Origin of the sequence: Pedobacter gandavensis (assembly GCF_032678745.1) — a bacterium.
Taxonomy (GTDB): Bacteria; Bacteroidota; Bacteroidia; order Sphingobacteriales; family Sphingobacteriaceae; genus Pedobacter; species Pedobacter gandavensis_C.
This window is the reverse complement of the sequence record NZ_JAVTST010000001.1, coordinates 1,692,142-1,718,681: the sequence shown is the minus strand read 5'-3', so window position 1 is coordinate 1,718,681 and position 26,540 is coordinate 1,692,142. Positions and strand designations below refer to the sequence as shown.

Genomic DNA, 26,540 nt, shown 5'->3' with positions numbered 1-26,540 from the left:
ATGATGAGAAAAGGAAAGGTATTATACAACAATAGATTCGCCGGAGAACTTATAGAAAACGATGATGGTGAATATGTTTTTGAATATGCAGTCGATTATATTCAGGACTATCCAGATCAGTTTATTACCTTCTCTATGCCTGTACGTAGAGAAAAATATTTATCTAATAGATTGTTTCCTTTTTTTGAAGGCTTGATTCCTGAAGGATGGTTGCTTGATATTGCAACAAAGAACTGGAAATTAAATCCTAATGACCGAATGGGCTTGGTCTTAGCGTGTTGTGCCAATTGCATAGGAGCTGTCAGTGTTGAATCAATAAATGAAGAAGAAGATGCATAAATGTTTGTATTGCTATCAGGAATTAAATGCTAAAGAGCTTGGATTCCATGAACGATGCAGTCTTGATTTTTTTGAGCTTAAAAAGCCAGCAGTTATGGACTATTCTCTGAAGGATATGAATCGACTCGCTAAAGAAGTTGTGGAGCGTAGCATAGCAGTTCCCGGAGTTCAGCCTAAATTATCACTTACGCTTGTTAAACAAGTTTTGAATAATGGGAATGCCTCACGACTTACGGTAGTTGGTGCTTTAGGGGGCAATTATATCTTCAAACCACCTTCAGATCATTATCCATTTATGCCAGAAAATGAGCACGTAACAATGAGAATAGCAGAAGCATTTGGGATTCGAGTTGTAAAGTCTTCTTTAATTAAACTGGCTTCTGGTGAATTGGGGTATATTACAAAGAGAATTGACAGAACAACGGATGCTGAAAAAATCCATATGCTGGATATGTTTCAGATCCTGGAAGCTTTTGATAAGTATAGAGGGTCAATGGAAAGAGTTGGTAAGGCGATTGGCGAGTTTTCTGTGAATACTCAGCTTGATAAATTAAATTATTTCGAACTCGCACTTTTCTGCTTTGTTAGTGGAAATAATGATATGCATCTGAAAAATTTTTCTATGATACTGTCAGCACAAGGCTGGGAGCTCTCTCCCGCATATGATCTCTTAAATGTAACTCTTGTCAATCCAGATGACAAAGAAGAATTTGCACTTACCCTGGAAGGTAAAAAACGGAAATTAAATCGTTCACACTTTGATATGCTTGCAGAGAAGTTGGAATTAACCATTGTACAAAGGGATCGCGCTTATGCTCGATTAAAGAAGAACCGGCAAAAAGCTGAAGAATGGATTTTTAAATCATTTTTGCCAGAGGAGGCTAAGGAAGGATATCTTTTAATTATGGATACTCGATACAAAAGCCTTGGATTGTAAGACAAGTTCCACTGACTTTTTTTCTTAAAATCTGTCAATTTTTCCCTTGTGAACTGAAAAATTTTCAGAAAACACCCCTTTAAAACATCCGAAAACCCGGTTTTTCTCGATTGGCACAGGACTTGAAATAACCCTGGTGTATTTGATTTTTTTTAATTGATAGCTTAAAAACTAAAAATAAAAGGAGGATTATATATGTCACTAGTAAAATTTAATAATGGAGCAAAAAACACTGGATTAATGAACGAATTCAACGATGTTTTCGGATCTATATTTGCCGATGCTTTATTACCAAATCCGCTGATCACTAAAATGCCTGCTGTAAATATCAGCGAAACTAATGATCAGTATCATATTGAAATGGCAGTTCCAGGATTGAAAAAAGAAGATTTCAAAGTAAATCTGGAAGGGGATTTATTAACGATCTCTGCCGAAGTTAAAAAAGAAGAGAAAAAAGAAGATAAACAATATAAGAAACAGGAGTTCAGTTATACTTCTTTCTTACGTTCCTTCACCTTGCCTGATTCAGTAGATCATGGCAGCATTGATGCGACTTATAAAGATGGCGTATTGGTGATTGAAGTAGCTAAAAAGGAAGAAGCCAAAAATGCAGTACGTCAGATTGAAATTAAATAATTGTGTGTTTTTTAAGAGAAGATTATCCAATAATTAGTAGCTCATCTGGCTTATTCAATCCAGCCTTCAGCCAATAAATCGGCTGAAGGCTTTTTTTTATTGGCCTTAGCCTTTTGTTTATATACTATAAGCCTTAATCATTTCGTCATTTACCCTGCAACCTTTTCCGGTTTTTGTATCGATCATCACATAATCAAACCAACCATCAGAAGCGATTTTTCCGGTACGTTTATTTTCCATTTCGAACTGTACCCTGCAACCTTTTTCATTAATAGTTAGAATTCCAGTACGGATTAAGATCACATCACCCAAAATCAATGGGCGCTTAAAGTCTACATGAGCAGTGCGAACTACCCAGCCATAGCCACTTTCCAGGAAAGATTCCATAGACATGTTGTAAAACTCCTCCATTTGATCGTAGCGTGCAGAAAGCACATAGTCGAAATACTTACTATTGTGCACATGCTGGAACATATCAATATCATCTGGGCGTACTTTTAATTCAGTTTGAAATATGCTGTATTCGTTCTTTTCCATGTTTTCTTCGTTCTGCGCCAAAAATAAGGTTTAGATTTTGATATATATTGGTCTGAAGGCGTAAATTGAACCCGTATGACAATTGTTTTTTTTGCGATTCATTAAAACTTAAACTATCTTTGCACACAATTAATTAATCCATACACACTTTAGTATCATTCAAGAAATGTATTTAAGTAAAGAAAAGAAAGCCGAAATCTTCAAAACTCACGGCGAAGTAGAAACTAACACTGGTTCTGCTGAAGGTCAAGTAGCATTGTTTACTTACCGTATTGCACATTTAACTGAACACTTAAAGAAAAATCGTAAAGATTTCTCTACTCAGTTATCTCTACAAAAATTAGTAGGTAAACGCCGTGGTATTTTGGCATATCTATTTAAAAAAGATATCAATCGTTACCGTGCTGTTATCAAAGCTTTAGGCTTAAGGGACATTATCAAACCTTTAGGTTCAACTAGAGACAGCAAATAAGCGTTATAATATCAGGAAAAGCCATTCTTAGGGATGGCTTTTTTACTTTGAATAATAAAATTAACATATATAAATCAGGTGTGTAGAAAGAGGAAAACACACCACAACACTCTTTAAATGAATGTAATAAAAAAATCGTTCGACCTGGGCGACGGACGAATTGTCGAAATTGAAACAGGAAAATTAGCGAAACAAGCTGATGGTTCTGTAGTTGTTAAAATGGGAGACACCATGCTATTGGCTACTGTAGTATCTTCAGTAGGCGCTAAAGCAGGTGTAGATTTCTTACCATTATCAGTAGATTATCAAGAGAAATATGCTGCCGCTGGCCGTATTCCTGGAGGTTTCTTACGTCGTGAAGCAAGATTATCAGACTATGAAGTTTTAATTTCTCGTTTGGTTGACCGTGCTTTACGTCCGATGTTCCCTGAAGATTACCACTCTGATACTCAGGTGATGATCACTTTGATCTCTTCTGACAAAAATATTATGCCAGACTGTTTAGCTGGATTAGCTGCTTCGGCTGCTATCGCGGTTTCAGATATCCCTTTCAACGGGCCAATCTCTGAAGTACGTGTTGCTAAAATTGACGGTAACTTCGTAATCAACCCTTATGTAAGTGATTTAGAACGCGCAACAATGGAATTCCTGGTTGCCGGTACTGAAAGAGACATCGTAATGGTAGAAGGTGAAGCTGATGAGATTTCTGAAGCGGATATGGTTGAAGCTATTGAGTTCGCTCACAAAGCAATCATCGTACAGGTTCAAGCTCAAAAAGAATTAGCTGAATTAGTAGGTAAAACGGTTAAACGTACTTACTCTCATGAAAACAGCAATCCTGAGTTAAGAGAAGCAGTATTTGCTGCTACTTATGATAAAGTATATGCAATCGCAAAAAGCAATACTAGTAAAGGTGAGCGTACTGACGCTTTCTCTGCTATCCTTGCTGAATTTGTACTTACTTTAGGTGAAGACATCGATGATGTAACTTCATTCTTAGCTAAAAAATATTTTCATGATGTACAATATGATGCCATCCGTAACTTGGTATTAGACGAAGGAATTCGTTTAGACGGTCGTGATGTGCGTACTGTACGTCCTATCTGGTCTGAAGTAAGTTACCTTCCTTCTGCTCACGGTTCTGCAGTTTTCACTCGTGGTGAAACTCAAGCATTAACCACTGTTACTTTAGGTTCTAAAGATGACGAGCAAATGATTGATGGTGCATTCATCAACGGTTACAACAAATTCTTACTACACTATAACTTCCCTGGATTCTCTACTGGCGAGGTTCGCCCGAATAGAGGTGCTGGTCGTCGTGAAATTGGTCATGGTAACTTGGCTATGCGTTCATTGAAAAAAGTATTACCAGGATTAGAAGAAAACCCATACACTATTCGTATCGTTTCTGATATCTTAGAATCTAATGGTTCTTCATCTATGGCAACTGTTTGTGCTGGTACATTAGCATTAATGGATGCAGGTATTAAAATCAAAGCGCCAGTATCTGGTATCGCTATGGGATTAATCACTGATGAGAAAACTGGTAAATATGCGATCCTTTCGGATATTTTAGGTGATGAAGATCATTTAGGTGATATGGACTTTAAAGTAACTGGTACTGAAAAAGGTATCGTTGCTTGTCAGATGGACTTAAAAATCAATGGTTTGAAATGGGAAGTTTTAACTAACGCCCTTAACCAAGCTAAAGAAGCTCGTTTACACATCCTAAACGAAATGAAGAAAACGATTTCTGCACCACGTGAAGACTACAAAGATCACGCGCCACGTATCGTTTCTCTAACAATTGATAAAGAATTTATTGGTGCTGTAATCGGCCCAGGCGGTAAAATTATCCAGGAAATGCAACGTGAAACCGGCGCATCTATCTCTATCGAAGAAGTAGGTAACAAAGGTATCGTTGAAATCTTTGCTGATAATAAAGCAGCTATTGATGCTGCGGTTACTCGTATCAACGCGATTGCTGCTAAACCAGACATAGGTGCTACTTATGATGGTAAAGTGAAATCTATCATGCCATTTGGTGCATTCGTAGAAATCATGCCAGGAAAAGACGGATTATTACACATCTCTGAGATCGACTGGACTCGTTTAGAAACGATGGACGGTGTGTTCAAAGAAGGTGATAGAATTCAAGTGAAACTTTTGGATATTGACAAACAAGGAAAAATGAAACTTTCTAGAAAAGCTTTATTGCCTCGTCCAGCGAAACCAGAAGGAACTGCAGAAAACACTCCTGCATAATTTTACAAACAATACTCAAAACCCCGCAATTTGCGGGGTTTTTTGGTTTAAAACTGCTTATTTCATTATATTTACCTACACGATTAAACGATAACTCTATGAAACACCTCATCGCACCCTCTGTACTCTCTGCTGATTTTGCAAACCTTCAACGTGATATTGAAATGATCAATTCCAGCGCAGCAGATTGGTTTCATGTAGATGTGATGGATGGAGTTTTTGTACCGAATATCTCTTTCGGATTCCCAGTGATGGAAGCCATTAAAAAATATGCGACAAAACCATTGGATGTTCATTTGATGATCGTTAACCCGGATCAGTATATCGAACGTTTTGCTGAAGCTGGTGCTGCAGTGATCACGGTTCATTACGAAGCCTGTGTACACCTTCACAGAACTGTACAAGCGATTCATGCAGCAGGATGTAAAGCTGGCGTAGCCATTAACCCGCATACGCCTGTGGCTTTGTTAAAAGATATCCTTGCAGATTTGGACCTGGTATTGGTGATGTCGGTAAATCCTGGTTTCGGCGGACAAAAATTTATCCCCAATACCCTGAACAAACTAAGAGAACTAAAAGCGATGGCTGCCTTACTGAACCCGGAACTGATCATCGAAGTAGATGGTGGGGTAGGGATTCACAACCTGGAAGCTTTAATCGATGCAGGTGCTGCGGCATTTGTAGCCGGAAATGCCATATTCGGAGCGCCGGATCCAACAGCTATGATTGCTGAAATGAAAAATCTGAATACAGGGAGCTTTATAGTTTAAAATAAATCCTTCTTAATTCAGCTTCTGAACCTTGCTGTTTTTCTTTTTTCTGATTCCGGAATTAAGCCAAAACAGCATCTATTCTTTCTCTACTCCCTTTGGGTTTAAAGACCCTTCCCCCTGCAATTAACCGCTGTTTTCTACACAGCGCAACAGGAAATCCCTGGCATTTTTTGTAATCATGATTTTTAAGCTAATTGTTTAACTGGCAGCTCGATTAAGCGCTAAATCTGCATTAAGTTCAAAAATTAGAATCATTAAATCATATAAAATATTACATTTACAACCAATAAAAATAAACATAAAAATGAGACATAATTTCGGCGCTGGACCCTGTATCCTACCACAGGAAGTTTTCAAGCAAGCATCACAAGCAGTACTTGATTTTAAAGACGGCTTGTCTATTCTGGAGATCTCACACCGCACACCTGAATTTGAAGGTGTAGTGGAAGAGGCCGGGAAGTTGGTTAAAGAATTGTTAAATGTTCCTGCCGGTTATTCCGTTCTCTTTTTACAAGGTGGTGCGAGTTTGCAATTTGCAATGGTTCCTATGAACTTATTGCCTGAAGGCCAAACAGCCAGTTACCTGGAGACAGGAGTATGGGCAAACAAGGCGATCAAAGAGGTCGTTAATTTTGGAACTGCAAACATTGTAGCTTCATCAAAATCATCAAACTATACCTTCGTTCCTAAAGGATATAGCATCCCTGAAGATAGTGCTTATTTTCATTGTACCTCCAACAACACCATTTATGGTACGGAAATGTTCGACCTGCCGGAAACTAGTGTTCCTGTAGTATGCGACATGTCATCTGATATCATGAGCAGAGTGATCGACGTTGCTCAATACGACCTGATCTATGCTGGTGCCCAGAAAAACATCGGCCCTGCCGGTTTAACTGTAGTGATCGTGAAAGACGAGATCTTAGGTAAATCAGGTAGAAAGATTCCTTCTATGTTAGACTATAAAGTGCATATCGAAGGTGGTTCTATGTATAATACCCCTCCGGTATTTTCTATCTACGTAGCGATGTTAAACCTTCGTTGGTTGAAATCTAAAGGTGGTGTTGCTGAGATTGAAAAAGAAAACATTGCAAAAGCAAGAGCTTTATACGCGGAGATCGATAGAAACCCGTTGTTTAAAGGTACTTGTGCTGTAGAAGATCGTTCAAGAATGAACGTATGTTTCGTAATGGAAAATCCAGAACTGGAAAAACCATTCCTGAAATTCGCAGAAGAAAATGGTATTGAAGGTATCAAAGGTCATAGAAGCGTAGGTGGTTTCAGAGCCTCTATGTACAATGCCTTGCCAATTACCAGCGTACATACTTTAATTGAATTAATGCAGATTTTTGCAGAGAAACACCAATAAAATATAAAATTGATGATCAAGATACTTGCCAACGATGGGATCGATCCTATCGGTAAAGCCTTATTGGAACAAGCAGGTTTTGTAGTAGATACAGAAACTGTAGCTCAGGATAAACTTGCTGAGGCTTTACAAAATTACGATGCAATCACGGTACGTAGTGCCACAAAAGTTCGTCAGGAACTGATAGACCAATGCCCTAACCTGAAACTGATCGGTAGAGGTGGTGTAGGTATGGATAATATTGATGTTGATTACGCCAGAAGTAAAGGTCTTGCGGTAATCAATACGCCAGCAGCATCTTCTTTGTCGGTTGCAGAATTGGTATTCGCACACTTGTTTACAGGTGTTCGTTTCCTACAGGATTCCAACAGAAAAATGCCGGTAGAAGGGGATACTAAATTCAATGCACTTAAAAAAGCATACGCTAAAGGGGTAGAATTGAGAGGTAAAACAATCGGTATCATTGGATTCGGTAGAATCGGAAGAGAAACTGCTACAGTAGCTTTAGGCCTGGGTATGAATGTACTGGCTTATGACCTTTTCCCTTTCGAAGGAAACTTAACATTGAACCTTCAAGGTGGTATAAAAGTTGATATTCCAGTGAAAACAGTATCCTTAGAAGAAGTGATCAGCAACAGCGATTTCATCAGTTTACATACTCCTTTTGCAGACAAACCTATCTTAGGTGCTGCGGAGTTTGAGCAAATGAAACCAGGTGTTGGTGTAGTGAACTGCTCAAGAGGTGGTACCATCGATGAGGCGGCTTTAATCGCTGCTTTAGACAGTGGTAAACTTGCTTTCGCAGGCTTAGACGTGTTCGATAATGAACCGACGCCTGCAGCAGCTATTCTTCAACATGCTAAGATTTCTTTAACGCCACATATTGGTGCGGCTACTAATGAAGCACAAGAACGTATCGGTGTGGAATTAGCCAACCTGATTATTGAGCATTTTAATAAATAGTATCAATAGCTTTTAATGAGGTGCCCTAAGTATTGGGCACCTCATTTCCTCCTCCTCCTATGCCAAATATAAAGCCTTTCTGCGGATTAAAACCTGCAACACACCTGCAATCAAAGGTGGTTACCCGTCCATTGGAACACTATGGCTCCGGGGAAGCACGATTGATCGCTTCCGAGAACAGTTGCAGCTTTCTGCACCTGATCAATCCCGAACTGGACAATCCTTACCTCAGAGGAACCCGACAAGAACTGATTTTCAAGAAAATTGCCGAGAACTTTGAAGGTTTTCTGGACCACCATTATCTGGAAAAAGAAGCCGTACCCGTAATTTATGTGTATCAGGTATTGCACGATGGCTTATGCCAGACTGGAATATGGACGCTTACGCACATCAATGATTACCTGGAAGGACGCATCAAAAAGCACGAATCTACGGTAGAAAGAAGAGAAAAGCTGTTGGCAGATTACCTCCAACAAACTGGCCTGGATGCTAATCCGGTCTTGATCACTTACCATCCTGATGAGACCATCGATAGATTGATCAAAAAATATATAGCCTCAGAGCCAGCGCTTGATTTTGTCTTTGCTGATAAAACGGAACATCGGGTTTGGGCAATTGCCGATCCACAGGATTTGCAGGAAATGGTGGCTGCTTTTGCCGCAATTCCAGTGGTGTACATTGCCGATGGTCACCATCGTGCAGCATCTATGGCTAAAATGGGCTTGCAGAAACAAGCTTTAAACGCCGGAAAGCACAAGGGATCAGAACTCTATAATTATTTCACTACGGTCTACATGAATACAGAAGAGGTAAAGGTTCTGGAATTTAATAGGTTGGTTAGAGATTTGGGTACCCTAACGGAAGTACAGTTTATGGAGGCTTTAAAACTAAGTTTTGAAGTGATTCCAGTGCAGGAAGCCGTTAAGCCAAAGCATTTACATGAAATTGGAATGTATTTCAGCGGACAATGGTATACCCTCCAGCCTAAGCCAACTATCTATGATGAAAATGATCCGGTAGGGGTGTTGGACGTGAGCATTTTGCAGCACTTTATTTTAGAACCGATCCTGGGCATTAAAGACCCGAGAACGGACGCAAGGATTACCTTTGAAGGTGGACGGACTAGCGGGGAGGTATTGCAGGAGAAAGTAGACAATGGCTTGTTTGTTATCGCCTTTACGCTATTTCCTACTTCCGTAGACCAGGTGATTGCAGTGGCAGAAGCTGATGGCGTCATGCCACCGAAATCAACATGGGTAGAACCGAAGTTTTTAGTCGGATTACTAACGAATTACTTTAATTGAGTTGCTTTTATTCTTGCTTTTTCCGAACTCATTAAATAGGCCTTTTTTATAACCGAACCAAACCATTCCGGCAATCAGTAAACCTAGAAAGGAAATGATATAATAGTAAGAGGTTTTCCCTTTTTCTATGATCGCCATTTCCTTTTTTAAGGCTTGATTGTGGTCTTGTAATTTCTTGATAGACAGCATGTAATTCTGGATTCTACCATTGGTGGTATTGGAGTTGATGATTACATTTTTCACCTCCTGGTCTTTATAATCCATCAGTACTTTAAGCTCCTTAAAAATGTTGTTGTCATTTAAGACAATTTGTCGGAGGATCTCATTAGAATTTTTAATGTCTCTTTTGGTTTGAAAACCAAATATTCCTGTCCGGGCATCCAGACTTTGGTCATATTGTCCGAATCTAGTGCTTCGTTCTGCCAGTAAGGCATTGATTTTCAATCGCTGCAATTGGTAAGCGCTCGTATCTACTCGAATGGCTGCTGCGTTTAGGCTGAAAAACCCAAGGAAAAGCAACAATAAGAAGTTTTTAATCATATGTGTGTATGTGTTTCTTGCTATGGTGCAAGCAAACTCCATGCCTCAGCTTTAGCAGCAAAATTAGGCTTTACCTTTGCCCAGGTCTCCCTGAAGAGGTTAGAGCCTCTGTAATCTTCCAGATGGGCTTCATCCTGCCAATGACTGATCGTAAAGAATATGTTTTGTTCTTGCTGGTCTTGGAGCAACTGAACACTGCTACAGCCCTTAAATGCAGCGATTTGAGCTTGTACCGCCTTAAAGGTCTCCTGAAACTCCATTACATAATCAGCATTGAATTGCATTTTTACCAGACGGATCAGCATAGGTTAAAGGTTAAGGATGAAATTCGACTCTGATGATATCATTGAGGTGTAAGCCCAATAAACCACTCGCTTTTCCTTTATTAATCGCGATTTCCAGGTGGTTACTAATGCCAAAAAGACATAGTTTTTCGCCTTCTGGAACCTCATTGTAATGCCAGCTGAGTTGGGTAATGGTCTCACTTTTTCTGAAGTATAAAGTAAAGTCGCGGTTGCGTTGGATTTTGGTAAACAACTCCTTGGTAATATTGGTGATGACGTTGGAGAAGGTGTCGATATAAATAACACTTCCACGAATGATATCACGCTCAATCACAGGGTTTAATAACATGCGTTCTTCTACACTATCTGTAGGCATTCCGATGTCTTTTAACTTGCCTCCTTTAGCCAGGTGAATGGCTGCTTTTACAAAGATATCTACCAATGGGAAATGCAGATATTTCAGGTCTTGCATGATATTCAATTCCACAATCTCTTCCGGTAGCTCCTCAAACAATAAAGAAAAAATACCATTGTCGGCCCCCACAAAATAGTGATCCCTGTATTTTAACGCAATATATCGGGTGTTTTCACTAAACACAGAATCGATTCCGATTAAATGAACCGTGCCTTTAGGGAAATAAGGATAGACATTTTTTAAAACGAATGCCGCATAAGAAATATTGAAGGAAGGAACTTCATGCGTTACATCAACAATGTTGGCTGTAGGCAAGATGCTCAGGATACTACCTTTGAGGGCAGCCTGATAAAAATCTTTTGAACCTAAATCTGTTGTTAATGTAATTATGGCCATTAAAAATTGAATATTTATTCTTAATCTTGCGTAAGCGGCAAATCGCGTACAAATATTCAATTTTTATATCAAAATATACACCTCTTACTAAAAAACAATATTTTGAACGAACTTATTTTAACATTAGAATCGGTAGATCCGGTACAGTTTTGGGGAGCAAATAATGAGCATTACGAGCTGATTAAGAACGCTTTTCCTAAGCTTAAAGTTGTGGCAAGAGGGATTGAACTGAAAGTGTTTGGCGATGAAAAAGAACTTAAAGTTTTTGAGCAAAAGTATATTCTTTTGTTGACTCAGCTGGAAAAACACCTTGGTTTGAACGTAAATGATGTGGAATCCATCCTGAATTCCAGTGGAAAACGGACCGTTTCTGAAAATGGAGCGGAGAAGCCGGCAAGCACTGGAGGCGGTGGTGGAGAGGTCATCGTATTTGGAACAAATGGTTTAATGGTGAAAGCCAGAACTGCGAACCAACGACGCATGGTCGACAGCATCGCGAAAAACGATGTTTTATTTGCCATCGGCCCAGCGGGAACCGGAAAAACCTATACCGCAGTAGCATTGGCTGTGCGGGCATTGAAAAATAAAGAAATTAAAAGGATCATCCTGACCAGACCTGCCGTAGAAGCAGGGGAGAGCCTGGGCTTCCTGCCCGGTGATCTCAAGGAAAAAGTAGATCCTTACCTTAGACCATTATATGATGCCCTGGATGATATGATTCCAGCGGAAAAATTAAAGCAATATATTGAGAATAGAACCATAGAAATTGCCCCTTTGGCATTTATGCGTGGAAGAACACTCGATAACTGTTTTGTGATTCTGGATGAGGCCCAGAACTCAACTGACCTTCAGTTGAAGATGTTCCTCACCCGGATGGGCCCTTCTGCTAAGTTTATAGTGACAGGGGATGTGACTCAGATCGACTTGCCGAAAAAGACAATGTCTGGCCTGTTTAACGCCCTGCGTATCTTAGACGATATTCCTGGTATTGAAATTGTTTACCTGACGGGGGAAGATGTAGTGCGACACAAACTGGTAAAAAGAATTTTACAAGCCTACGGCGATATCCAATAATTAAGAACAAATAACACAACAGCTCTTTGGCAAATACCATGACAGCAATTAAAGAAACCAATTTCAGCTTTCCAAAGCAAAGCAATTTTTACAAGGGAAAAGTGCGCGACGTATACACTATCGACAACCAGTTTATGGCGATGGTGGTGACCGATAGAATATCTGCATTCGATGTGGTATTACCCGAAGCAGTGCCTTTTAAAGGACAGGTACTCAATCAGATTGGCGCTAAATTTTTAAATGCGACCAAAGATATCGTACAAAACTGGGTAATCGAGGTACCGGATGAAATGGTCACCATTGGCCGTATTTGCGAACCTTTCAAAGTAGAAATGGTAGTGCGTGGATACCTTGCAGGTCATGCCTGGAGAGAGTATAGCGCCGGTAGACGCAGTGTTTGCGGTGTGGCTTTGCCAGAAGGATTGAAAGAAAATGATAAATTACCACAGCCAATCATTACGCCAACTACAAAGGCTGCTGTAGGTCATGATGAAGACATTTCAAGAGAAGATATCCTGGCTAAAGGGATTGTTTCTGTGGAAGATTATACGCAATTGGAAGCTTATACCCTGGCGCTTTATGCCCGTGGTACTGAAATGGCAGCAGAACGTGGCCTGATCCTGGTAGATACGAAGTATGAATTTGGTAAAGTTGGCGATGAGATCTTTTTGATCGATGAAATCCATACACCGGATTCTTCCCGTTATTTCTATGCGGAAGGTTATGCAGCACGTCAGGATGCAAACGAGCCTCAAAAACAATTGTCGAAAGAATTTGTGCGCAAATGGTTAATCGAGAATGGTTTCCAGGGTAAAGACGGACAAGAGGTTCCGGTAATGACTCCAGAAATTGTGAACTCTATTTCTGAGCGTTACATCGAGCTTTATGAGCAGATTACAGGTGATACCTTCGTGAAAAACGAAGCGGCTAATGTAATTCAACGTATTGAAGCAAATGTGACTAAATCTCTAAACCAATTATTAGGAAACTAATCCTGAGGTTTTACAAGAATAAAACAGCCGCCTGTTCCCCATATCCGGGAGCAGGCGGCTGTCATTTTTTAGCCAAAATCTGCCAATCCGTAATTTGTGGATGAATTTATTAGCCCGATTGCTGCTAATACCAGATAAAATTAATTACTTTAGCAATAACAAATAAACAAATCAATATCATGAAATTTTCAGTTGACAAGCATGAAAAGTATGTAGTTCTTAAGCTTAGAGAGTCTAAGTTTACCAACGACAATACCCCTAAGTTAAAGTCTGAGTTCATTTTATTGAACGCAGAGGGATACCACAACATTGTACTGGATTTATCCGCAGTGAAAGAATGTAATGATTCTCAGGATCTAAGCAGTCTCTTAGTGGGAGATAGACTATGTAAAAAAGCGAATGGATTATTTATCATTACAGGTATCAATCCAGTGCTGGCTAAAATATTAGAAATGTCTAACCTGGACCAGTCCCTGGTGATTGTGTCAAAATTAGACGAGGCAACGGATCTGATCTTTATGGAAGAGATTGAGAAGGAATTATTGGGGAGTGTAGATAAGGGTTAATGAAATTTGAGGTTACCATTTTGGGGAGTAGCTCTGCTACCCCTGTATACAATAGAAATCCGAGTGCGCAGCTTTTAAACTGTAATGAGAAGTTTTACCTGATCGATTGCGGGGAAGGAACCCAGCAGCAATTGATCCGATTTGGCTTCAAAGCCAGCAAGATCGATGTGGTATTTATCAGCCATTTACATGGAGATCATTATTTCGGATTGATCGGCCTACTGTCTACCATGCACCTCAATGGAAGGATTAAACCGATCCGTATCTATGGGCCTCCAGCCTTAATGGAAATCCTGGAACTCCAGTTTAAACATTCTGAAACCGTAATCCGATATCCTATCGAGTTTACAGCCATCACTGCAGATACTCCAACTACTATTTTAGAAAATTCAGATGTCATCGTATCTACGATCATTATGAACCATAGAATTCCTTGTACAGGCTTCAGCTTTACCGAAAAGAAAAGACTGCGTAAAGTGGTGATCGAAAAGCTGGAAGCAGAAAATGTACCATTGGAATATTACCCTTTGTTGAAAAGAGGGGTAGACTTAACCTTACCAGATGGCAGGGTCTTGCTAAACCGCGATTATACCGTGGACTCAGACCGCCCAAGAAAATATGCGTATTGTTCTGATACGCTTTGTGATGGAAGTTATTTCGAAGAAATAAAAGACTGTGATACGCTGTATCATGAAGCTACTTTCTTACATGAGTTAATAGAAAGGGCGAATCAAACCCACCATACTACTGCCTTACAAGCTGCAGAAACTGCGATTAAAACCGGAGCTGCCAAGTTGTTGATCGGGCACTTTTCGTCCAGATATAAGACTTTATTGCCTTTATTGGAAGAGGCTGTTGAGGTTTTTGAAAACACGCAACTCGCTACGGAAGGCAGCACCTTCTCCATTTAAAATTTACTGATTTATGCTATTTTTTCGGATACCTGGTATCCGAGTGGTATTTTAATGCCTTGTTTTTCAGTGAATTACTGAGTATTTTAAATATAATAGTTAACTATGTATGTACATATGAACATATGTAATATATTTGTGCTTCATCAAATATTATGGATATAGCTATTACAGAAAATCTGACCAAAGAAGAGAGAAATACCCAGCAGGAGCTTTTACCTTTAAATAAGCCCTGGGATCACAGGAAACCATATGATATTTATCCGAGTAGGAAAATTAGTCAGGGCAGTATTAGTCAGCGTTTGGAAGAATTGTTTGCCCAGCTTCCGGCAGCAGGAAACCTGATCGTTGATGGCGATCTGGGGATTGATTGGGATGGCTTTGTAGCAGATAGTAAAGCATTGTTAAACGAGCGCTCGGTTCCGCTGAATTTCTTGAATGTTGCCGAAGCTTTAAAGCCGGCATCAGCAATTGAGGCCATGATTGCGCCATACCTTCATAGCGATGGGGAAAGCTCGATCTTTGGAAAGGCTTTTAATGGCACCTTAGCGGATTTCTTTGATGCTCAGAAATTACAAGAATTAATTCCTGGGAAGGGATTAAATATAATTTACGGAAGTGGAGCAGCCTTAGCAGGTTGGGAAGGGACATTGCTTTATCTGGACCTGCCTAAGAATGAGTTGCAGTTTCGCTCCAGAGCTGGCCGGGTTTATAACCTGGGCGCCAGAGCAACAGCAGCTCCAAAAATACAATATAAACGGTTTTATTTTGTAGATTGGCCGGTATTGAACCGTCACAAAGCAACGCTCCTCCCTCAGATAGATTATTTAATAGATGGACAACATGGAAAGGTTTACCCCTGGACGAGTGCTGCGATATTCAGGGCTACATTAGCCGAATTAGGCAGACATCCATTTCGTGCCAGACCATGGTTTGAACCTGGAATATGGGGCGGTAGCTGGATGATGGAACACATACCTGATTTACCTAAAACAGTTCCTAATTATGCCTGGTCATTTGAATTGATCAGTCCTGAAAATGGTATTCTGATCGAAGATCAGGGAAAGCTATTGGAGTTTTCTTTTGATTGGCTGATGTTTGCAGCATCCTCAGCAGTACTGGGAAAAGCTGCAGAGAAATTTGGCGCATATTTCCCGATACGGTTCGACTTTCTCGATACTTTTGACGGAGACCATCTTTCTATTCAGTGCCATCCTTCTTTAAAATATGCCCAGGAAAATTTTGGAGAACAAATCACTCAGGATGAAACCTATTATATCCTGGATCAGAAAGGAGATTCGGGCGTTTACCTCGGCTTTACGGAAAGCAGTGATCCGGTATCATTTGAACAGGATTTGAGAAGTAGTTATGAAAATGGAACTGCCCTGGATGTTGAGGAACATGTACAACTTATCCCTTCCAAAAAACATGATTTCTTCCTGATTCCTAATCGTACAGTGCATAGTGCAGGGATTAATAACCTGGTTTTGGAAATCAGCAGTACACCTTATATTTTTACCTTCAAGCTGTACGATTGGGTACGTAAAGATTTAAATGGACTGCCAAGACCGATCAATATCGACCATGGGATGAAGAATATTGACTTCTCCAGAAAAGGAGATAAAGTGCAAGAGGAACTGATTTCTAAGCCGGTATTGCTGCAACAAAGTCCAACAACCGAGCATTGGCATTTGCCTACACACCCCGAACATTTTTACGATGTAGAACGATACGAATGGGAGGGAACACTACAGTTGGAAACCAAGGGGCATTGCCATATTTTGATGTTGGTGGAAGGCAGTCAGCTGGAAATCATGGCTCATGGAGAAAGTACCATTTACAATTATGCGGAAACAATTGTTGTGCCGGCAGCAGCAAAAACATATACGATGACCTATTTGGGAAGCGGAAGAGGGAAGGTACTGAAGGCATTCGTAAAAGACGATAAGTTATAAGCAAATACCAAATAAAGATCAACCAAACCAAACCAAACCAAACCAAATATAAACTGTATGACGAACCACAAAACCTTTCTTTTACTCATTACTATGATCGCTGCCCTTGGAGGATTTCTCTTTGGCTTTGATATGGCGGTGGTGAGTGGCATTATTGAACCTTTAAAATTACAATATAACTTATCCTCTGCCCAGGAAGGCTGGTTTGTTTCCAGCGCATTGCTGGGCTGTATTGTGGGGGTGGCCTTTTCTGGCTACCTGAGTGATAAAATCGGGCGTAAAATTGTACTTTTTATAGCGGCATTTTTGTTCTTCATCTCTGCGATAGGTTTTGCGATCAGTACGGATTATGCCCTGTTGATCTTTTTTAGAATCCTTGCAGGAGTAGGGGTAGGTGTGGCATCTAATATCTCTCCGCTATATATATCTGAAATGTCTCCGGCAAAAAACAGAGGAAGTCTGGTTACTTATTATCAGCTGGCGCTCACGATTGGGATATTGATGGCTTATGTCAGTAATTATTTCCTGCAAGGCCATGCCACATCATCAGGTTTGATCAATAACCCTTCTGTTATGGATTGGTTATTCGTATCAGAAGTATGGAGAGGAATGTTTTTGGTAGGGGTTATTCCTGCGGTGTTGTTCTGTATCCTGATCTTTTTTGTACCGGAAAGCCCGCGTTGGTTATTGCAAAATGGCAAAGCCGAGCAGGCAAAAACCATCCTTTTCCGAATTCATGGGGCACAGGAAGGGGCAGTTGAATTGGCCGGAATGAATATGGCTAAGTCGCAGGTAGCAGGATCGATTACCGCCTTGTTTAGCGGGCCGGTAAAGAAAGTATTGATCCTCGTGATGGTGCTGACTGCAATGGCACAATTTAGCGGGATTAACGGCGTGATTTTTTATGGGCCAACGATATTGAAGTCTGCGGGATTTGTAACCAACGACGCGCTTTTGTATCAGATGATTCTGGGAACGGCCAATGTGTTGTTTACTTTTATTGCCATTTGGAAAGTGGATAGTTGGGGGCGCAGGCCATTGTATCTAACGGGATCTTTGATCGCTGCAATTGCATTGGCGCTTACAGGGATCTGCTTTATGCTGGGGATTAAAGGACTGGCATTGGTTTCCTGTATCATTGCCTTCCTGTTTGCTTTTGCTTTCTCTTTAGGGCCACTAAAATTTGTGGTGGCTACAGAGTTGTTTCCAACGGCAGTTCGTGGCCGCGCATTATCAATTTGTATCATGACGATGTGGATTGCAGATTGGTTTGTCAACCTCCTGTTTCCAGTGATGAGGGATGGTTTAGGAATTCCGGGCACCTTCTTTATTTTCGCTTTCTTTTGTCTGTTTACGTTTTTCTATGTGAAGAGAAATCTAAGGGAAACAAAGGGGCAGTCGCTCGAAGAAATAGAACAGGAACTGATTCATTAATTGCCTCATGGATTGGTCATCAAATGACCTGGATTTGTATCATAAAAAAAGCCTTTCAGTATGTACTGAAAGGCTTTTTTGGTAATAAGCAGCTGAGTTTGTTATAACAACAGCTTATCGGTTATTTATCTTTTTTAGCACCACCTCCGAAAATCGAGAAGTGTACATAACGTTTTGGATTTTCTTTTAAGTCGATGATCAGCTTATCTAAATTGCTGGAAGCGCTGTTTAAGTTATCATACATTTTTGTATCGTTGATCAGTAATCCTAAAGTACCTTTTCCTTCATTGATTTTTGATACAATACTTTGTAGATCAGCCATAGATTTATTAGCGTTATCAATGGTTTGTTTGAAGTTTGCAGCAGCTACCTGATCTGTTACAGTGCTGATGTTGTTCAGGATGCCATTGATTTTTTCGTTGTTATTCTTAAGGTTGTTTGTAATTGCTTCTACATTGGCAAGGATCGAAGAAATTCTTGAACCTTCAGAACCTACCAAATGGTCAACCTTTTTAGAAGTAGCTTCTAATGACGCTAAAGTAGCTGCAATGCTGTTAAAGCTTTTGTCAACGTTTTTCTGGAAGTTAGGGTTAAGAATTGAATTCACACTGGTTAGGATCGAGTCCATTTTAGCGATGATCATTTCCGCTTTCTTTTGTACCGGTTGTACAGTTTCCAAAAGACCTTTGGCCACATTTGCATTTAAGGTATCTCCGTCTTTAGCGAACACATTACCAGTTCCTAAAGCCATTACAATTGCTTTTCCACCTAAAAGGTCGATGCTTTCCAGACGGGCAATACTATTATTTGGAATTTCGTATTTTCCTTTGATTTTTAAAGTAGCGATAATAGTTCCATCAGGTTGAAGGGTAAGTGCGTCTACACGGCCAATCTGATAACCATTAATTAATACGGGTTTAGAAACACCCAAACCATCTACGTGAGAGTATCTGGCATACAATACGGTTTCGCTGGAAAAGATGGCGTTGCCTTTTAAAAAGTTGTAGCCAATGATTAATAAGGCTATTGAAAAGGCTGCTAATATGCCTACTTTGGTTTCGTTTGCTATTTTCACGTATGTGTATTTACTTAGTTTACTTCTGTTTGTTTTTTATACTTCTTTACGGCATCAAAAATCGCATTTACAATTTCCGCCTGCCCGCTTGCGGAGTTCATATAATTCTCCTCTGCGGGATTGGAAATGAATCCGATCTCGGTAAGTACTGCTGGCATTCCAACCCTTTGTAGGATTAAAATTCCCTGCTCTTTTACACCCCTGTTGACTCTCTTATTTTCGTTTGTATAGTTGTCCTGGATTAACCGGGCTAGTTTTAGGCTCTTATCCCTAAATGTATTTTTAAACAAAGATAGTATAATAAATGTTTCAGGATCATTGGGATCGTATCCATCATAATTTTGCTTGTAGTTCTTTTCAAGCTTAATATCGGCATTTTCTCTGATGGCAACATCCTGTTCGTTAAGGCGATGTGTTCCGGCAACGAAGGTTTCAGTTCCACTTGTTCCTGTGTTTTTTACATAGGCATATCTAGGGACTTTCTTCCCGTTTCTGGCTTTTGTATAACCGGCAACTACCCGGCGGTCTGGCATGGAGTTACAGTGAATAGAAATGAAGATATCTGCTTTTGCATCATTTGCAATTTCGGCTCTTTTGTAAAAGTCGACATCAACATCTGTTTTTCGGGTATATAAAACTTTGATTTCCGGAAGGTCTTCTTCAAATTTCTTACCCAGTTTAAGGGCGACTTGAAGGGCAACATTTTTTTCTACGGAATAAGATCCGGCGGCACCTGGTTTACCACCACCATGACCGGCATCAATGACTATCGTTTTAACTTTGTATCCTTGGGAAAAAGCAAACTCTGAACTTATAAATAATAAAACGGCAAATAAGAATACATTTCTTTTCAATCTCATCGGGCTTAACTCTTAATTTTATTTGTAATCTAATTATCCTTCTATCTTATGTTGATAGCTCACAATTGCCTTTAAAAGGCAATTGGTAATTTCTATTTGTCCGGCTTCAGAGTTCATATAATCCTCTTCGTCCGGGTTGCTGATAAATCCTATTTCTGTTAATATGGCGGGCATTCCTGCTCTTGCTAAAACGGCCAGACTTTTCTCCTGAACGCCACGGTTTACCCTGCCCACATTTACATATTCATCCTGTACCAGTTTCGCCAGTTTCAGGCTTTGGGTACGGAAGGTGTTCTTCATCAAAGATAGGATAATATAATTCTCTGCATTGTTAGGGTCAAAACCCTCATAGTTTTCTTTATAGTTTTCCTCCAGGAAAATGGCTGCATTTTCTCTTTTGATCACCTCATCCTGTTCATTGATTCTGCCCATTCCGGAAACGAAGGTTTCCACTCCACGGGTAGAAGTACTTTTTCTATAAGTCGATTCTGTAATTGGGATTTTCTTGCCATTTTTACCTTTACGGTAGCCGGTTACCACGCTGGAGCGGATCATGGGCATATCATTACAGTGAATAGAGATAAAAAGATCTGCTTTGGCATTATTGGCAATGGAAATTCGCTCATAAAGTGGTACAAAAACGTCAGTTGAACGCGTGTAAATCACTTTTACATCTTTCATATTGGCTTCAATAGCAGCACCAAGGCGTAAAGCTGTCTTTAAGGCAACGTCTTTTTCAGTCGAATAAGCCCCTCTTGTAGAGCCATCTTTTCCCCCGTGACCAGCGTCTAATACGATGGTTTTTATTTTATATTCTTGCGTAAAACCTTGATAACTAGTGGTTGTAGCTAGTATCAAAGAAATAAATACGATCAAAATTGCATTTGGTCTAAGCAATGGCATATTTTTCATTAATTTTGAACGTTTTGGATTAAACATTAATGCAAAAATAACATTCACACACGAATTTGAAACTTTTAAGCGACATCATTTTTTTTAAACGCCTTGTTTTATTGACATTTGTTGGTATTCTGGGATTTGTATTTTCTGTTTTTTCCAGTCCACAGCAAACCCGCCCAAAGCAGGGAAATCAAGGTGCTACGACTGGTAGTCCTCCCGTAACCACGGCCCCGGCTAATACCCCTGGGGCAAAAAGCCCCGGAATAAAAACTGCGCCACAGGATACGGTCAGCGAAAAACTCGAGTATTCGGCCAAAGACTCTATAAAAGTGAATAAGCAAAACGGAACAGTTTACCTGTACGGAAGAGCAAGGGTGGTTTATCAGGGCCTGGAACTTGATGCCGATTACATCACCTTTAATGAAAAAACCAGAACCATGTTTGCCAGTGGGGTAAAAAACTCAAAAGGTAAATATGTAGGCAGGCCCATCTTTAAGATGCCGGGACAAGGGAATTCCATTGCCGACTCCCTACGCTACAATATGGACACCCATGCAGGAAAAATTTACGGTGTGTTTACGGAGCAGGAGGGTGGATTCTTCTCCGGAGGTATCGCTAAAAAACAACCTGATGATGAGATTCACAGTAAGGGTCAACTTTATAGTACCTGTAATTTACCACATCCCCATTTCGGAATTCACATTACCAAAGGGATTGTAACCGATAAGCAAATCATTACCGGACCAGTCTATTTGGAAATAGAAGATATTCCTTTGCCATTGGGCTTACCTTTCGCCTTTTTTCCAAAGCCTAATAAAAAGTCGTCCGGATTTATATTGCCAACTCCGGGAGAGGATTATACCCGTGGATTTTTCCTTAGAGAGGGTGGTTATTATATCGGCTTGAATGATTATTGGGACGCGAAGATTTTAGGAACAATTTATACCCGTGGTTCTTACCAACTGGATATGACTTCAAATTATACGAAAAGGTATAAGTACAATGGTAATATCGCTTTAACATATGGAAGTAACCGTTATGGGATCGAAGGAACACCGGGCTATAAACCGGTAAAAGATTATAACATCCGCTGGTCGCATAGTCAGAATGCCAATGCAAATCCGGGAAGTACTTTTTCTGCCAGTGTAAATCTTGCAAGTAGGGGCTTTAATAAGAATACGGCTGTTGGAGGGTATTATGATCCAACGCAGTTGTCTGCTAATAACATGAACTCTTCCATTGCCTATACCAAAATGCTTGCAGGTGGTTTATTTAACCTTTCTCTTGCGGCAAGGGTGGATCAGGATATTTCTAAAGGGGTAACGAACTTGCAATTGCCTGATATGAACCTTGGGATGACCCGAAATATTTATCCTTTTGCTTCCAGGAATACAGTTGGTGAGCCAAGGTGGTATGAAAAGATTTCTGTAGGTTATACGATGCAAAGTTCCAACTCTGTATCCGCAGCAGACAGCCTGTTGTTAAAAAGACAAACTTTGAATAAATTCAGAAATGGATTCCAGCATAATATTCCAATTGCGATGAATTTTAGTTTATTGAATTTTAACTTCAATACGAGTGTTAATTATGTAGAACGTTGGCATTTTCAATCTATCAGAAAAGAGTTCATGAAAGCCACTGGTGGTGGACCTGATTTGGTGAGAATAGATACTATTCCTGGTTTCAACCGTTATGGCACCTATACTGTAGGTGGTGGTGTGTCTACTAAAATATATTCTCTTGCACAATTTAAGAATTTAGGTAAGTTGAAAGCGATCAGACATGTGATGACGCCTCAGATTGGTTTTGGATATACGCCTAATTTTGCGGATCCTAAATTCGGAAACTATTTACCTGCGAATTATGAGAATGGGGATCCTGTATATACTGTGATTGATGGTAAGAAAGAACAATTATATTACCCTAAACAGGAAGGCTTGTTATATGGCGCGCCTACTAACGGAAGAGCAGCTAACCTAAATTTCTCTATCCAGAATAATGTGGAAGCAAAGGTGGCGGTTCCTAATGATACCACTGGAAAAGGAGAGAAGAAAGTGCCCATCATCAACAACTTATCCATTGGATCTTCTTATAACTTTCTGGCAAAGCAGTTTAAATTGGCCAATATCAGCATTTCAGGAAGTACCCCTTTTTCCGAGAAGTTTCAGGTCAATTATGGTGCAACTTTGAATCCATATCAGGCTAGGGAAGTAACTGATCCTGTAACCAAGATCACCACAAAACAAGTGGTTAATGAATATACCTGGAAAAGAGGTCAACTGCCTCGTATGACCAATTTCAACCTGTCTTTTGATTATAGTCTGAATCCGGAAGCCTTAAAGCGAAAAAATAATACTGAACAGGACCGTAAGGATGAGGCCCTGCAAAAAGGAATGACACCAGAACAAGCGGAAGCGCTGGCTTTGGTGAGCAGAGATCCAAATGCTTTTGTCGACTTTAATATTCCATGGAACTTTGCTTTTAGATATAGCTTTAATTATGCTACCGATCCTAATGGTAGAAACACCCGACTGACCAATAACTTGTCTTTTAATGGGGATGCCAATATCACTCCAAAATGGAAAGTGACTTTTGATTCAGGATGGAACTTTGATACCAATAATTTTTCAATTACCAGATTTGGAATCTATCGCGACATGCATTGCTGGGACATGAGTTTCAGTTGGATTCCTTTCGGAACTCAACAAATGTATTCCGTAGATATTAAGGTAAAAGCTTCGGTATTACAGGATCTGAAACTGAGCAAAAGAAAGAACTACTACACGAGATATTAATACCCCTCATATGCTGGCAGAAATTATTACCATAGGCGATGAAATTCTTATCGGTCAGATTGTGGATACAAATTCCGCCTGGATGGCCAAACAGTTGAACCAGATTGGCATGAAAGTGAAACAGATCACTTCTGTTTCCGATGATGCTGAACACATTATGGAGGCATTGAGGCTTGCAGAAAGCAGGGCTGATGTGATCTTAATGACTGGTGGCTTAGGCCCGACAAAGGACGACATTACCAAAGTGACCCTTGCTAAATATTTCAATATGGGTTTCCGCAGAGATGAAGAAACCCTAAACCATGTGACCGAGATTTTTGACCGTGTAAACCGGCCAATGATCGAGCTGAACAGGAAGCAGGCAGATGTTCCTGATGGTTGTACTGTTATCAAGAATAAAAATGGTACCGCGCCATGTATGTGGTTTGAGGAGCATGGAAAGATCTTTGTTTCGATGCCGGGCGTTCCTTTTGAAATGATGTACCTGATGGATGATGAAATCATTCCAAGGATTAAAGCGGCATTTAAACTGCCGGTTATTTATCATAAAACTATTCTTACTTCCAATATTGGTGAGTCTTTTCTTGCCATAGAAATTGAAGACCTGGAAAATAGCTTACCAGATGCCATTAAGCTGGCTTACCTTCCTAAACTCGGACAGGTGCGTTTGCGCTTAAGTTCGACTGGTGAAGAAGAAGCGGCATTGAAAACCGCCGTGGATTTCCATGCGCAGCAGATCATCACCAGAATAAAGAAACATGTAGTTGCGGAAGAAGATATTCCTCTGGAAAAGGTCATTCTGAACTTTATGGAGGAAAGAAAACTGACGCTTTCCACTGCAGAAAGCTGTACCGGTGGATTTATTGCGCATTTGATTACCCAGCATCCCGGATGCTCTTCGGTGTATGAAGGTGGGGCAGTAACCTATTCCTACGACCTGAAAATGTCCCTTTTGGGTGTTAAAGCCGAGACTTTGGCTAAATATGGTGCCGTGAGTGAAGAAACGGTGAAAGAGATGGCTGTAGGGGCAATTGAAAATTTTAAAACAGACTATGCAGTAGCTGTAAGTGGCATCGCTGGTCCGGATGGTGGCATGCCAGATAAACCTGTTGGAACTGTCTGGATTGCAGTAGCTCATGCCAAAGGTGTGGTGTCTAAAGTTTTCAGCTTTGGCAACAAAAGAACACAGAATATTGAGCGCTCTGCTGCCGCCGCACTATCAATGATTTTGAATGAACTCAGGCAACATGAGGATTAAGTGTCCGAAATACTTTACTTTTGTTGCGGATACCAATTAGAAAATAAAAAATGGCTCAATACGAATTATTGTTACCTAAAATGGGGGAGAGCGTTGCGGAAGCAACCATTATCAAATGGCTTAAACAACCAGGAGATATGATAGAATTGGATGATACGATTTTAGAAATAGCTACAGATAAGGTGGATTCTGAAGTTCCATCACCAATCGCCGGTAAGTTAATTAAGCAGTTATTTAATGAAGATGAAGTAGTTCAGGTAGGTGCAGTTATTGCAATTATCGAAACAGATGCCAATGCAGCAGCAACACCAGTAACGGAAAAGGCTATAGAAACGGCGGTTCCTGAGGAACATGCAGAAGCTGTTTTAGCACAAATTCCAGGTACAGAACAGTTGTTGTCAAATGAGAACGCTGAGGAAGTGGTTGCAGCAGGCTCAGATCGTTTTTATTCTCCATTGGTGAAGAACATCGCCGCTCAGGAAAATATTGAACTGAAGGAGCTGGATGGCATCATAGGAACAGGAGCAGAAGGCCGATTGACAAAAGACGATCTTTTAAATTATATACAACAAAAAGGAGCTGGTACAGCGAAACCTGCTTCGGCAGCAGCACCGGCAGCGGCGCCTACGCCTGCAAGTCCTACTAAACCGATAGCTCCAGCTGCAAAGGCAACGCCTGCAGTTAGCGTGAGTGGCGGCGATGAAATCATTGAGATGGACAGGATGCGCAGGCTGATTGCTGATCACATGGTGATGAGCGTACAGAATGCCCCACACGTTACTTCTTTCGTGGAAGCTGATGTGACCAATATGGTGATGTGGCGTGAAAAGGTGAAACGTAACTTTGAGAAACGTGAAAATGAAAAGATCACTTTCACACCGATCTTTATTGAAGCGGTAACTAAAGCCATCAAAGATTTCCCGATGATCAATGTTTCCGTGAATGGTACACAGATCATCAAGAAAAGAGATATTAATATTGGTATGGCGGCAGCATTGCCAAGTGGTAACCTGATTGTACCGGTGATCAAAAATGCAGACCAGATGAACCTATTGGGTTTAACAAAATCTGTAAATGACCTGGCGGTACGTGCGCGTAACTCTAAATTGAAACCAGATGAAACACAAGGTGGAACTTTCACCCTGACAAACGTTGGTTCTTTTGGAAACGTAATGGGAACACCAATTATCAACCAACCTCAGGTAGCTATTTTAGCGGTAGGTGCGATTAAAAAGAAACCAGCAGTATTGGAAACTGAATATGGTGATGTGATTGCGATCCGTCACATGATGTTCCTTTCCCTGTCTTACGATCATAGGGTAGTAGATGGTTCTCTAGGTGGATCATTTGTGCGCCGTGTGGCTGATTACCTGGAAAACTGGGATGTCAACAGAGAAATTTAAATATAAGAGCTATCCATTCTAAGGTAAGCGTTGATTTATTTTAGAAAAGCTGCTTAAACGAAAAAGGCCCCGAGAAACTCGGGGCCT

25 protein-coding genes are annotated in these 26,540 nt (G+C 40.3%); 18 read left to right on the top strand and 7 right to left on the bottom strand.

The window, feature by feature from the left end; translation table 11 throughout:
• The 3 genes from R2S10_RS07015 (at window position 1) to R2S10_RS07005 (ending at window position 1,912) form a co-directional block, all read left to right on the top strand.
• A complete protein-coding gene (locus R2S10_RS07015; RefSeq protein ID WP_316839732.1) occupies window positions 1–339 on the top strand; it encodes a HipA N-terminal domain-containing protein in 339 nt (112 codons plus the stop codon).
• Window positions 320–1,276 carry a HipA domain-containing protein gene (locus R2S10_RS07010; protein ID WP_316839731.1) on the top strand — a complete coding sequence of 319 codons (957 nt, stop codon included), beginning with the start codon at window positions 320–322 and terminating at the stop codon, window positions 1,274–1,276. The genes R2S10_RS07015 and R2S10_RS07010 overlap by 20 nt, the downstream gene beginning before the upstream one ends.
• A gap of 240 nt (window positions 1,277–1,516) precedes the next feature.
• A complete protein-coding gene (locus R2S10_RS07005) occupies window positions 1,517–1,912 on the top strand; it encodes an Hsp20/alpha crystallin family protein (protein ID WP_316839730.1) in 396 nt (131 codons plus the stop codon).
• Between the two features lie 117 nt (window positions 1,913–2,029).
• Here the strand turns inward: R2S10_RS07005 and R2S10_RS07000 are convergent, their stop codons facing one another.
• Window positions 2,030–2,449 (bottom strand): acyl-CoA thioesterase, encoded by a 420-nt coding sequence (locus tag R2S10_RS07000; RefSeq protein ID WP_316839729.1) that lies wholly within the window; start codon window positions 2,447–2,449, stop codon window positions 2,030–2,032.
• A gap of 166 nt (window positions 2,450–2,615) precedes the next feature.
• Here R2S10_RS07000 and rpsO point away from each other — a divergent pair, with 166 nt between their 5' ends.
• The 6 genes from rpsO to R2S10_RS06970 all read left to right on the top strand — a co-directional run bounded on the left by rpsO (window position 2,616) and on the right by R2S10_RS06970 (window position 9,595).
• Complete coding sequence (gene rpsO / locus R2S10_RS06995; protein WP_062547894.1) at window positions 2,616–2,921, top strand: 30S ribosomal protein S15; 306 nt, start codon at window positions 2,616–2,618, stop codon at window positions 2,919–2,921.
• Between the two features lie 117 nt (window positions 2,922–3,038).
• Entirely contained in the window at window positions 3,039–5,186 is a 2,148-nt protein-coding gene (gene pnp, locus R2S10_RS06990) for a polyribonucleotide nucleotidyltransferase (RefSeq protein WP_316839728.1), read from the top strand.
• Window positions 5,187–5,284: 98 nt separating this feature from the next.
• The gene (gene rpe / locus R2S10_RS06985; protein WP_316839727.1) at window positions 5,285–5,956 is read left to right on the top strand and encodes a ribulose-phosphate 3-epimerase; all 672 of its coding nucleotides are present in this window, start codon (window positions 5,285–5,287) and stop codon (window positions 5,954–5,956) included.
• A 307-nt stretch (window positions 5,957–6,263) separates the two neighbouring features.
• A complete protein-coding gene (serC, locus tag R2S10_RS06980; RefSeq protein WP_316839726.1) occupies window positions 6,264–7,328 on the top strand; it encodes a 3-phosphoserine/phosphohydroxythreonine transaminase in 1,065 nt (354 codons plus the stop codon).
• Between the two features lie 12 nt (window positions 7,329–7,340).
• On the top strand, window positions 7,341–8,291 hold the full coding sequence (locus R2S10_RS06975; RefSeq protein ID WP_316839725.1) for a D-2-hydroxyacid dehydrogenase: 951 nt from the start codon (window positions 7,341–7,343) through the stop codon (window positions 8,289–8,291).
• Between the two features lie 59 nt (window positions 8,292–8,350).
• A complete protein-coding gene (locus tag R2S10_RS06970; protein ID WP_316839724.1) occupies window positions 8,351–9,595 on the top strand; it encodes a DUF1015 domain-containing protein in 1,245 nt (414 codons plus the stop codon).
• Here the strand turns inward: R2S10_RS06970 and R2S10_RS06965 are convergent.
• Genes R2S10_RS06965 through R2S10_RS06955 form a run of 3 tightly spaced genes read right to left on the bottom strand, consistent with a single transcriptional unit; the run spans window position 9,575 to window position 11,230 of the window.
• Window positions 9,575–10,135, bottom strand: a complete 561-nt coding sequence (locus R2S10_RS06965) for a hypothetical protein (protein ID WP_316839723.1) — start codon at window positions 10,133–10,135, stop codon at window positions 9,575–9,577. The genes R2S10_RS06970 and R2S10_RS06965 overlap by 21 nt on opposite strands.
• 20 nt (window positions 10,136–10,155) lie before the next feature.
• Window positions 10,156–10,440 (bottom strand): antibiotic biosynthesis monooxygenase family protein, encoded by a 285-nt coding sequence (locus tag R2S10_RS06960; RefSeq protein ID WP_316839722.1) that lies wholly within the window; start codon window positions 10,438–10,440, stop codon window positions 10,156–10,158.
• Window positions 10,441–10,450: 10 nt separating this feature from the next.
• The gene (locus R2S10_RS06955; protein ID WP_316839721.1) at window positions 10,451–11,230 is read right to left on the bottom strand and encodes an SAM-dependent chlorinase/fluorinase; all 780 of its coding nucleotides are present in this window, start codon (window positions 11,228–11,230) and stop codon (window positions 10,451–10,453) included.
• 102 nt (window positions 11,231–11,332) lie between these two features.
• On the opposite strand from R2S10_RS06955, the gene R2S10_RS06950 reads away from it, so the two are divergent.
• From R2S10_RS06950 to R2S10_RS06925, 6 genes are all read left to right on the top strand, one after another.
• Window positions 11,333–12,304 (top strand): PhoH family protein, encoded by a 972-nt coding sequence (locus tag R2S10_RS06950; protein WP_316839720.1) that lies wholly within the window; start codon window positions 11,333–11,335, stop codon window positions 12,302–12,304.
• A gap of 38 nt (window positions 12,305–12,342) precedes the next feature.
• Complete coding sequence (locus R2S10_RS06945) at window positions 12,343–13,296, top strand: phosphoribosylaminoimidazolesuccinocarboxamide synthase (protein WP_316839719.1); 954 nt, start codon at window positions 12,343–12,345, stop codon at window positions 13,294–13,296.
• A gap of 179 nt (window positions 13,297–13,475) precedes the next feature.
• The gene (locus tag R2S10_RS06940) at window positions 13,476–13,862 is read left to right on the top strand and encodes an STAS domain-containing protein (protein WP_062547903.1); all 387 of its coding nucleotides are present in this window, start codon (window positions 13,476–13,478) and stop codon (window positions 13,860–13,862) included.
• Window positions 13,862–14,773: a ribonuclease Z gene (locus tag R2S10_RS06935; protein ID WP_316839718.1), complete on the top strand. Its 912-nt coding sequence runs from the start codon at window positions 13,862–13,864 to the stop codon at window positions 14,771–14,773. The genes R2S10_RS06940 and R2S10_RS06935 overlap by 1 nt, the downstream gene beginning before the upstream one ends.
• Before the next feature lie 155 nt (window positions 14,774–14,928).
• A complete protein-coding gene (locus tag R2S10_RS06930) occupies window positions 14,929–16,728 on the top strand; it encodes a class I mannose-6-phosphate isomerase (RefSeq protein ID WP_316839717.1) in 1,800 nt (599 codons plus the stop codon).
• A gap of 57 nt (window positions 16,729–16,785) precedes the next feature.
• A complete protein-coding gene (locus tag R2S10_RS06925) occupies window positions 16,786–18,162 on the top strand; it encodes a sugar porter family MFS transporter (protein WP_316839716.1) in 1,377 nt (458 codons plus the stop codon).
• 121 nt (window positions 18,163–18,283) lie between these two features.
• On the opposite strand, the gene R2S10_RS06920 is transcribed toward R2S10_RS06925, so the two are convergent.
• Genes R2S10_RS06920 through R2S10_RS06910 form a run of 3 tightly spaced genes read right to left on the bottom strand, consistent with a single transcriptional unit; the run spans window position 18,284 to window position 21,009 of the window.
• On the bottom strand, window positions 18,284–19,237 hold the full coding sequence (locus tag R2S10_RS06920; protein WP_316839715.1) for an MlaD family protein: 954 nt from the start codon (window positions 19,235–19,237) through the stop codon (window positions 18,284–18,286).
• Window positions 19,238–19,251: 14 nt separating this feature from the next.
• Window positions 19,252–20,097 (bottom strand): N-acetylmuramoyl-L-alanine amidase, encoded by an 846-nt coding sequence (locus R2S10_RS06915; RefSeq protein WP_316839714.1) that lies wholly within the window; start codon window positions 20,095–20,097, stop codon window positions 19,252–19,254.
• Window positions 20,098–20,130: 33 nt separating this feature from the next.
• Window positions 20,131–21,009: an N-acetylmuramoyl-L-alanine amidase family protein gene (locus R2S10_RS06910; protein WP_410478948.1), complete on the bottom strand. Its 879-nt coding sequence runs from the start codon at window positions 21,007–21,009 to the stop codon at window positions 20,131–20,133.
• A 56-nt stretch (window positions 21,010–21,065) separates the two neighbouring features.
• Here R2S10_RS06910 and R2S10_RS06905 point away from each other — a divergent pair, with 56 nt between their 5' ends.
• The 3 genes from R2S10_RS06905 to R2S10_RS06895 are packed head-to-tail and all read left to right on the top strand — an operon-like array spanning window position 21,066 to window position 26,453.
• A complete protein-coding gene (locus R2S10_RS06905; protein ID WP_316839712.1) occupies window positions 21,066–23,792 on the top strand; it encodes a putative LPS assembly protein LptD in 2,727 nt (908 codons plus the stop codon).
• Between the two features lie 10 nt (window positions 23,793–23,802).
• Window positions 23,803–25,050, top strand: a complete 1,248-nt coding sequence (locus R2S10_RS06900) for a competence/damage-inducible protein A (RefSeq protein ID WP_316839711.1) — start codon at window positions 23,803–23,805, stop codon at window positions 25,048–25,050.
• 50 nt (window positions 25,051–25,100) lie between these two features.
• Window positions 25,101–26,453, top strand: coding sequence for a dihydrolipoamide acetyltransferase family protein (locus tag R2S10_RS06895; protein ID WP_316839710.1), 1,353 nt, complete (start codon window positions 25,101–25,103; stop codon window positions 26,451–26,453).
• The last annotated feature ends 87 nt before the right edge of the window (window positions 26,454–26,540 follow it).

Coding starts and splice junctions, on each gene's coding strand:
- R2S10_RS07000 (WP_316839729.1), bottom strand. CDS start 2,449: ATGGAAAAGAACGAATACAGCATATTTCAAACTGAATTAAAAGTACGC.
- R2S10_RS07005 (WP_316839730.1), top strand. CDS start 1,517: ATGAACGAATTCAACGATGTTTTCGGATCTATATTTGCCGATGCTTTA.
- R2S10_RS06960 (WP_316839722.1), bottom strand. CDS start 10,440: ATGCTGATCCGTCTGGTAAAAATGCAATTCAATGCTGATTATGTAATG.
- R2S10_RS06910 (WP_410478948.1), bottom strand. CDS start 21,009: ATGAAAAATATGCCATTGCTTAGACCAAATGCAATTTTGATCGTATTT.
- R2S10_RS06900 (WP_316839711.1), top strand. CDS start 23,803: ATGCTGGCAGAAATTATTACCATAGGCGATGAAATTCTTATCGGTCAG.
- R2S10_RS06970 (WP_316839724.1), top strand. CDS start 8,351: ATGCCAAATATAAAGCCTTTCTGCGGATTAAAACCTGCAACACACCTG.
- R2S10_RS06955 (WP_316839721.1), bottom strand. CDS start 11,230: ATGGCCATAATTACATTAACAACAGATTTAGGTTCAAAAGATTTTTAT.
- R2S10_RS06930 (WP_316839717.1), top strand. CDS start 14,929: ATGGATATAGCTATTACAGAAAATCTGACCAAAGAAGAGAGAAATACC.
- R2S10_RS06945 (WP_316839719.1), top strand. CDS start 12,343: ATGACAGCAATTAAAGAAACCAATTTCAGCTTTCCAAAGCAAAGCAAT.
- rpe (WP_316839727.1), top strand. CDS start 5,285: ATGAAACACCTCATCGCACCCTCTGTACTCTCTGCTGATTTTGCAAAC.
- R2S10_RS06895 (WP_316839710.1), top strand. CDS start 25,101: ATGGCTCAATACGAATTATTGTTACCTAAAATGGGGGAGAGCGTTGCG.
- serC (WP_316839726.1), top strand. CDS start 6,264: ATGAGACATAATTTCGGCGCTGGACCCTGTATCCTACCACAGGAAGTT.
- R2S10_RS06925 (WP_316839716.1), top strand. CDS start 16,786: ATGACGAACCACAAAACCTTTCTTTTACTCATTACTATGATCGCTGCC.
- R2S10_RS06975 (WP_316839725.1), top strand. CDS start 7,341: ATGATCAAGATACTTGCCAACGATGGGATCGATCCTATCGGTAAAGCC.
- R2S10_RS07015 (WP_316839732.1), top strand. CDS start 1: ATGATGAGAAAAGGAAAGGTATTATACAACAATAGATTCGCCGGAGAA.
- rpsO (WP_062547894.1), top strand. CDS start 2,616: ATGTATTTAAGTAAAGAAAAGAAAGCCGAAATCTTCAAAACTCACGGC.
- pnp (WP_316839728.1), top strand. CDS start 3,039: ATGAATGTAATAAAAAAATCGTTCGACCTGGGCGACGGACGAATTGTC.
- R2S10_RS06935 (WP_316839718.1), top strand. CDS start 13,862: ATGAAATTTGAGGTTACCATTTTGGGGAGTAGCTCTGCTACCCCTGTA.
- R2S10_RS07010 (WP_316839731.1), top strand. CDS start 320: ATGAAGAAGAAGATGCATAAATGTTTGTATTGCTATCAGGAATTAAAT.
- R2S10_RS06915 (WP_316839714.1), bottom strand. CDS start 20,097: ATGAGATTGAAAAGAAATGTATTCTTATTTGCCGTTTTATTATTTATA.
- R2S10_RS06965 (WP_316839723.1), bottom strand. CDS start 10,135: ATGATTAAAAACTTCTTATTGTTGCTTTTCCTTGGGTTTTTCAGCCTA.
- R2S10_RS06940 (WP_062547903.1), top strand. CDS start 13,476: ATGAAATTTTCAGTTGACAAGCATGAAAAGTATGTAGTTCTTAAGCTT.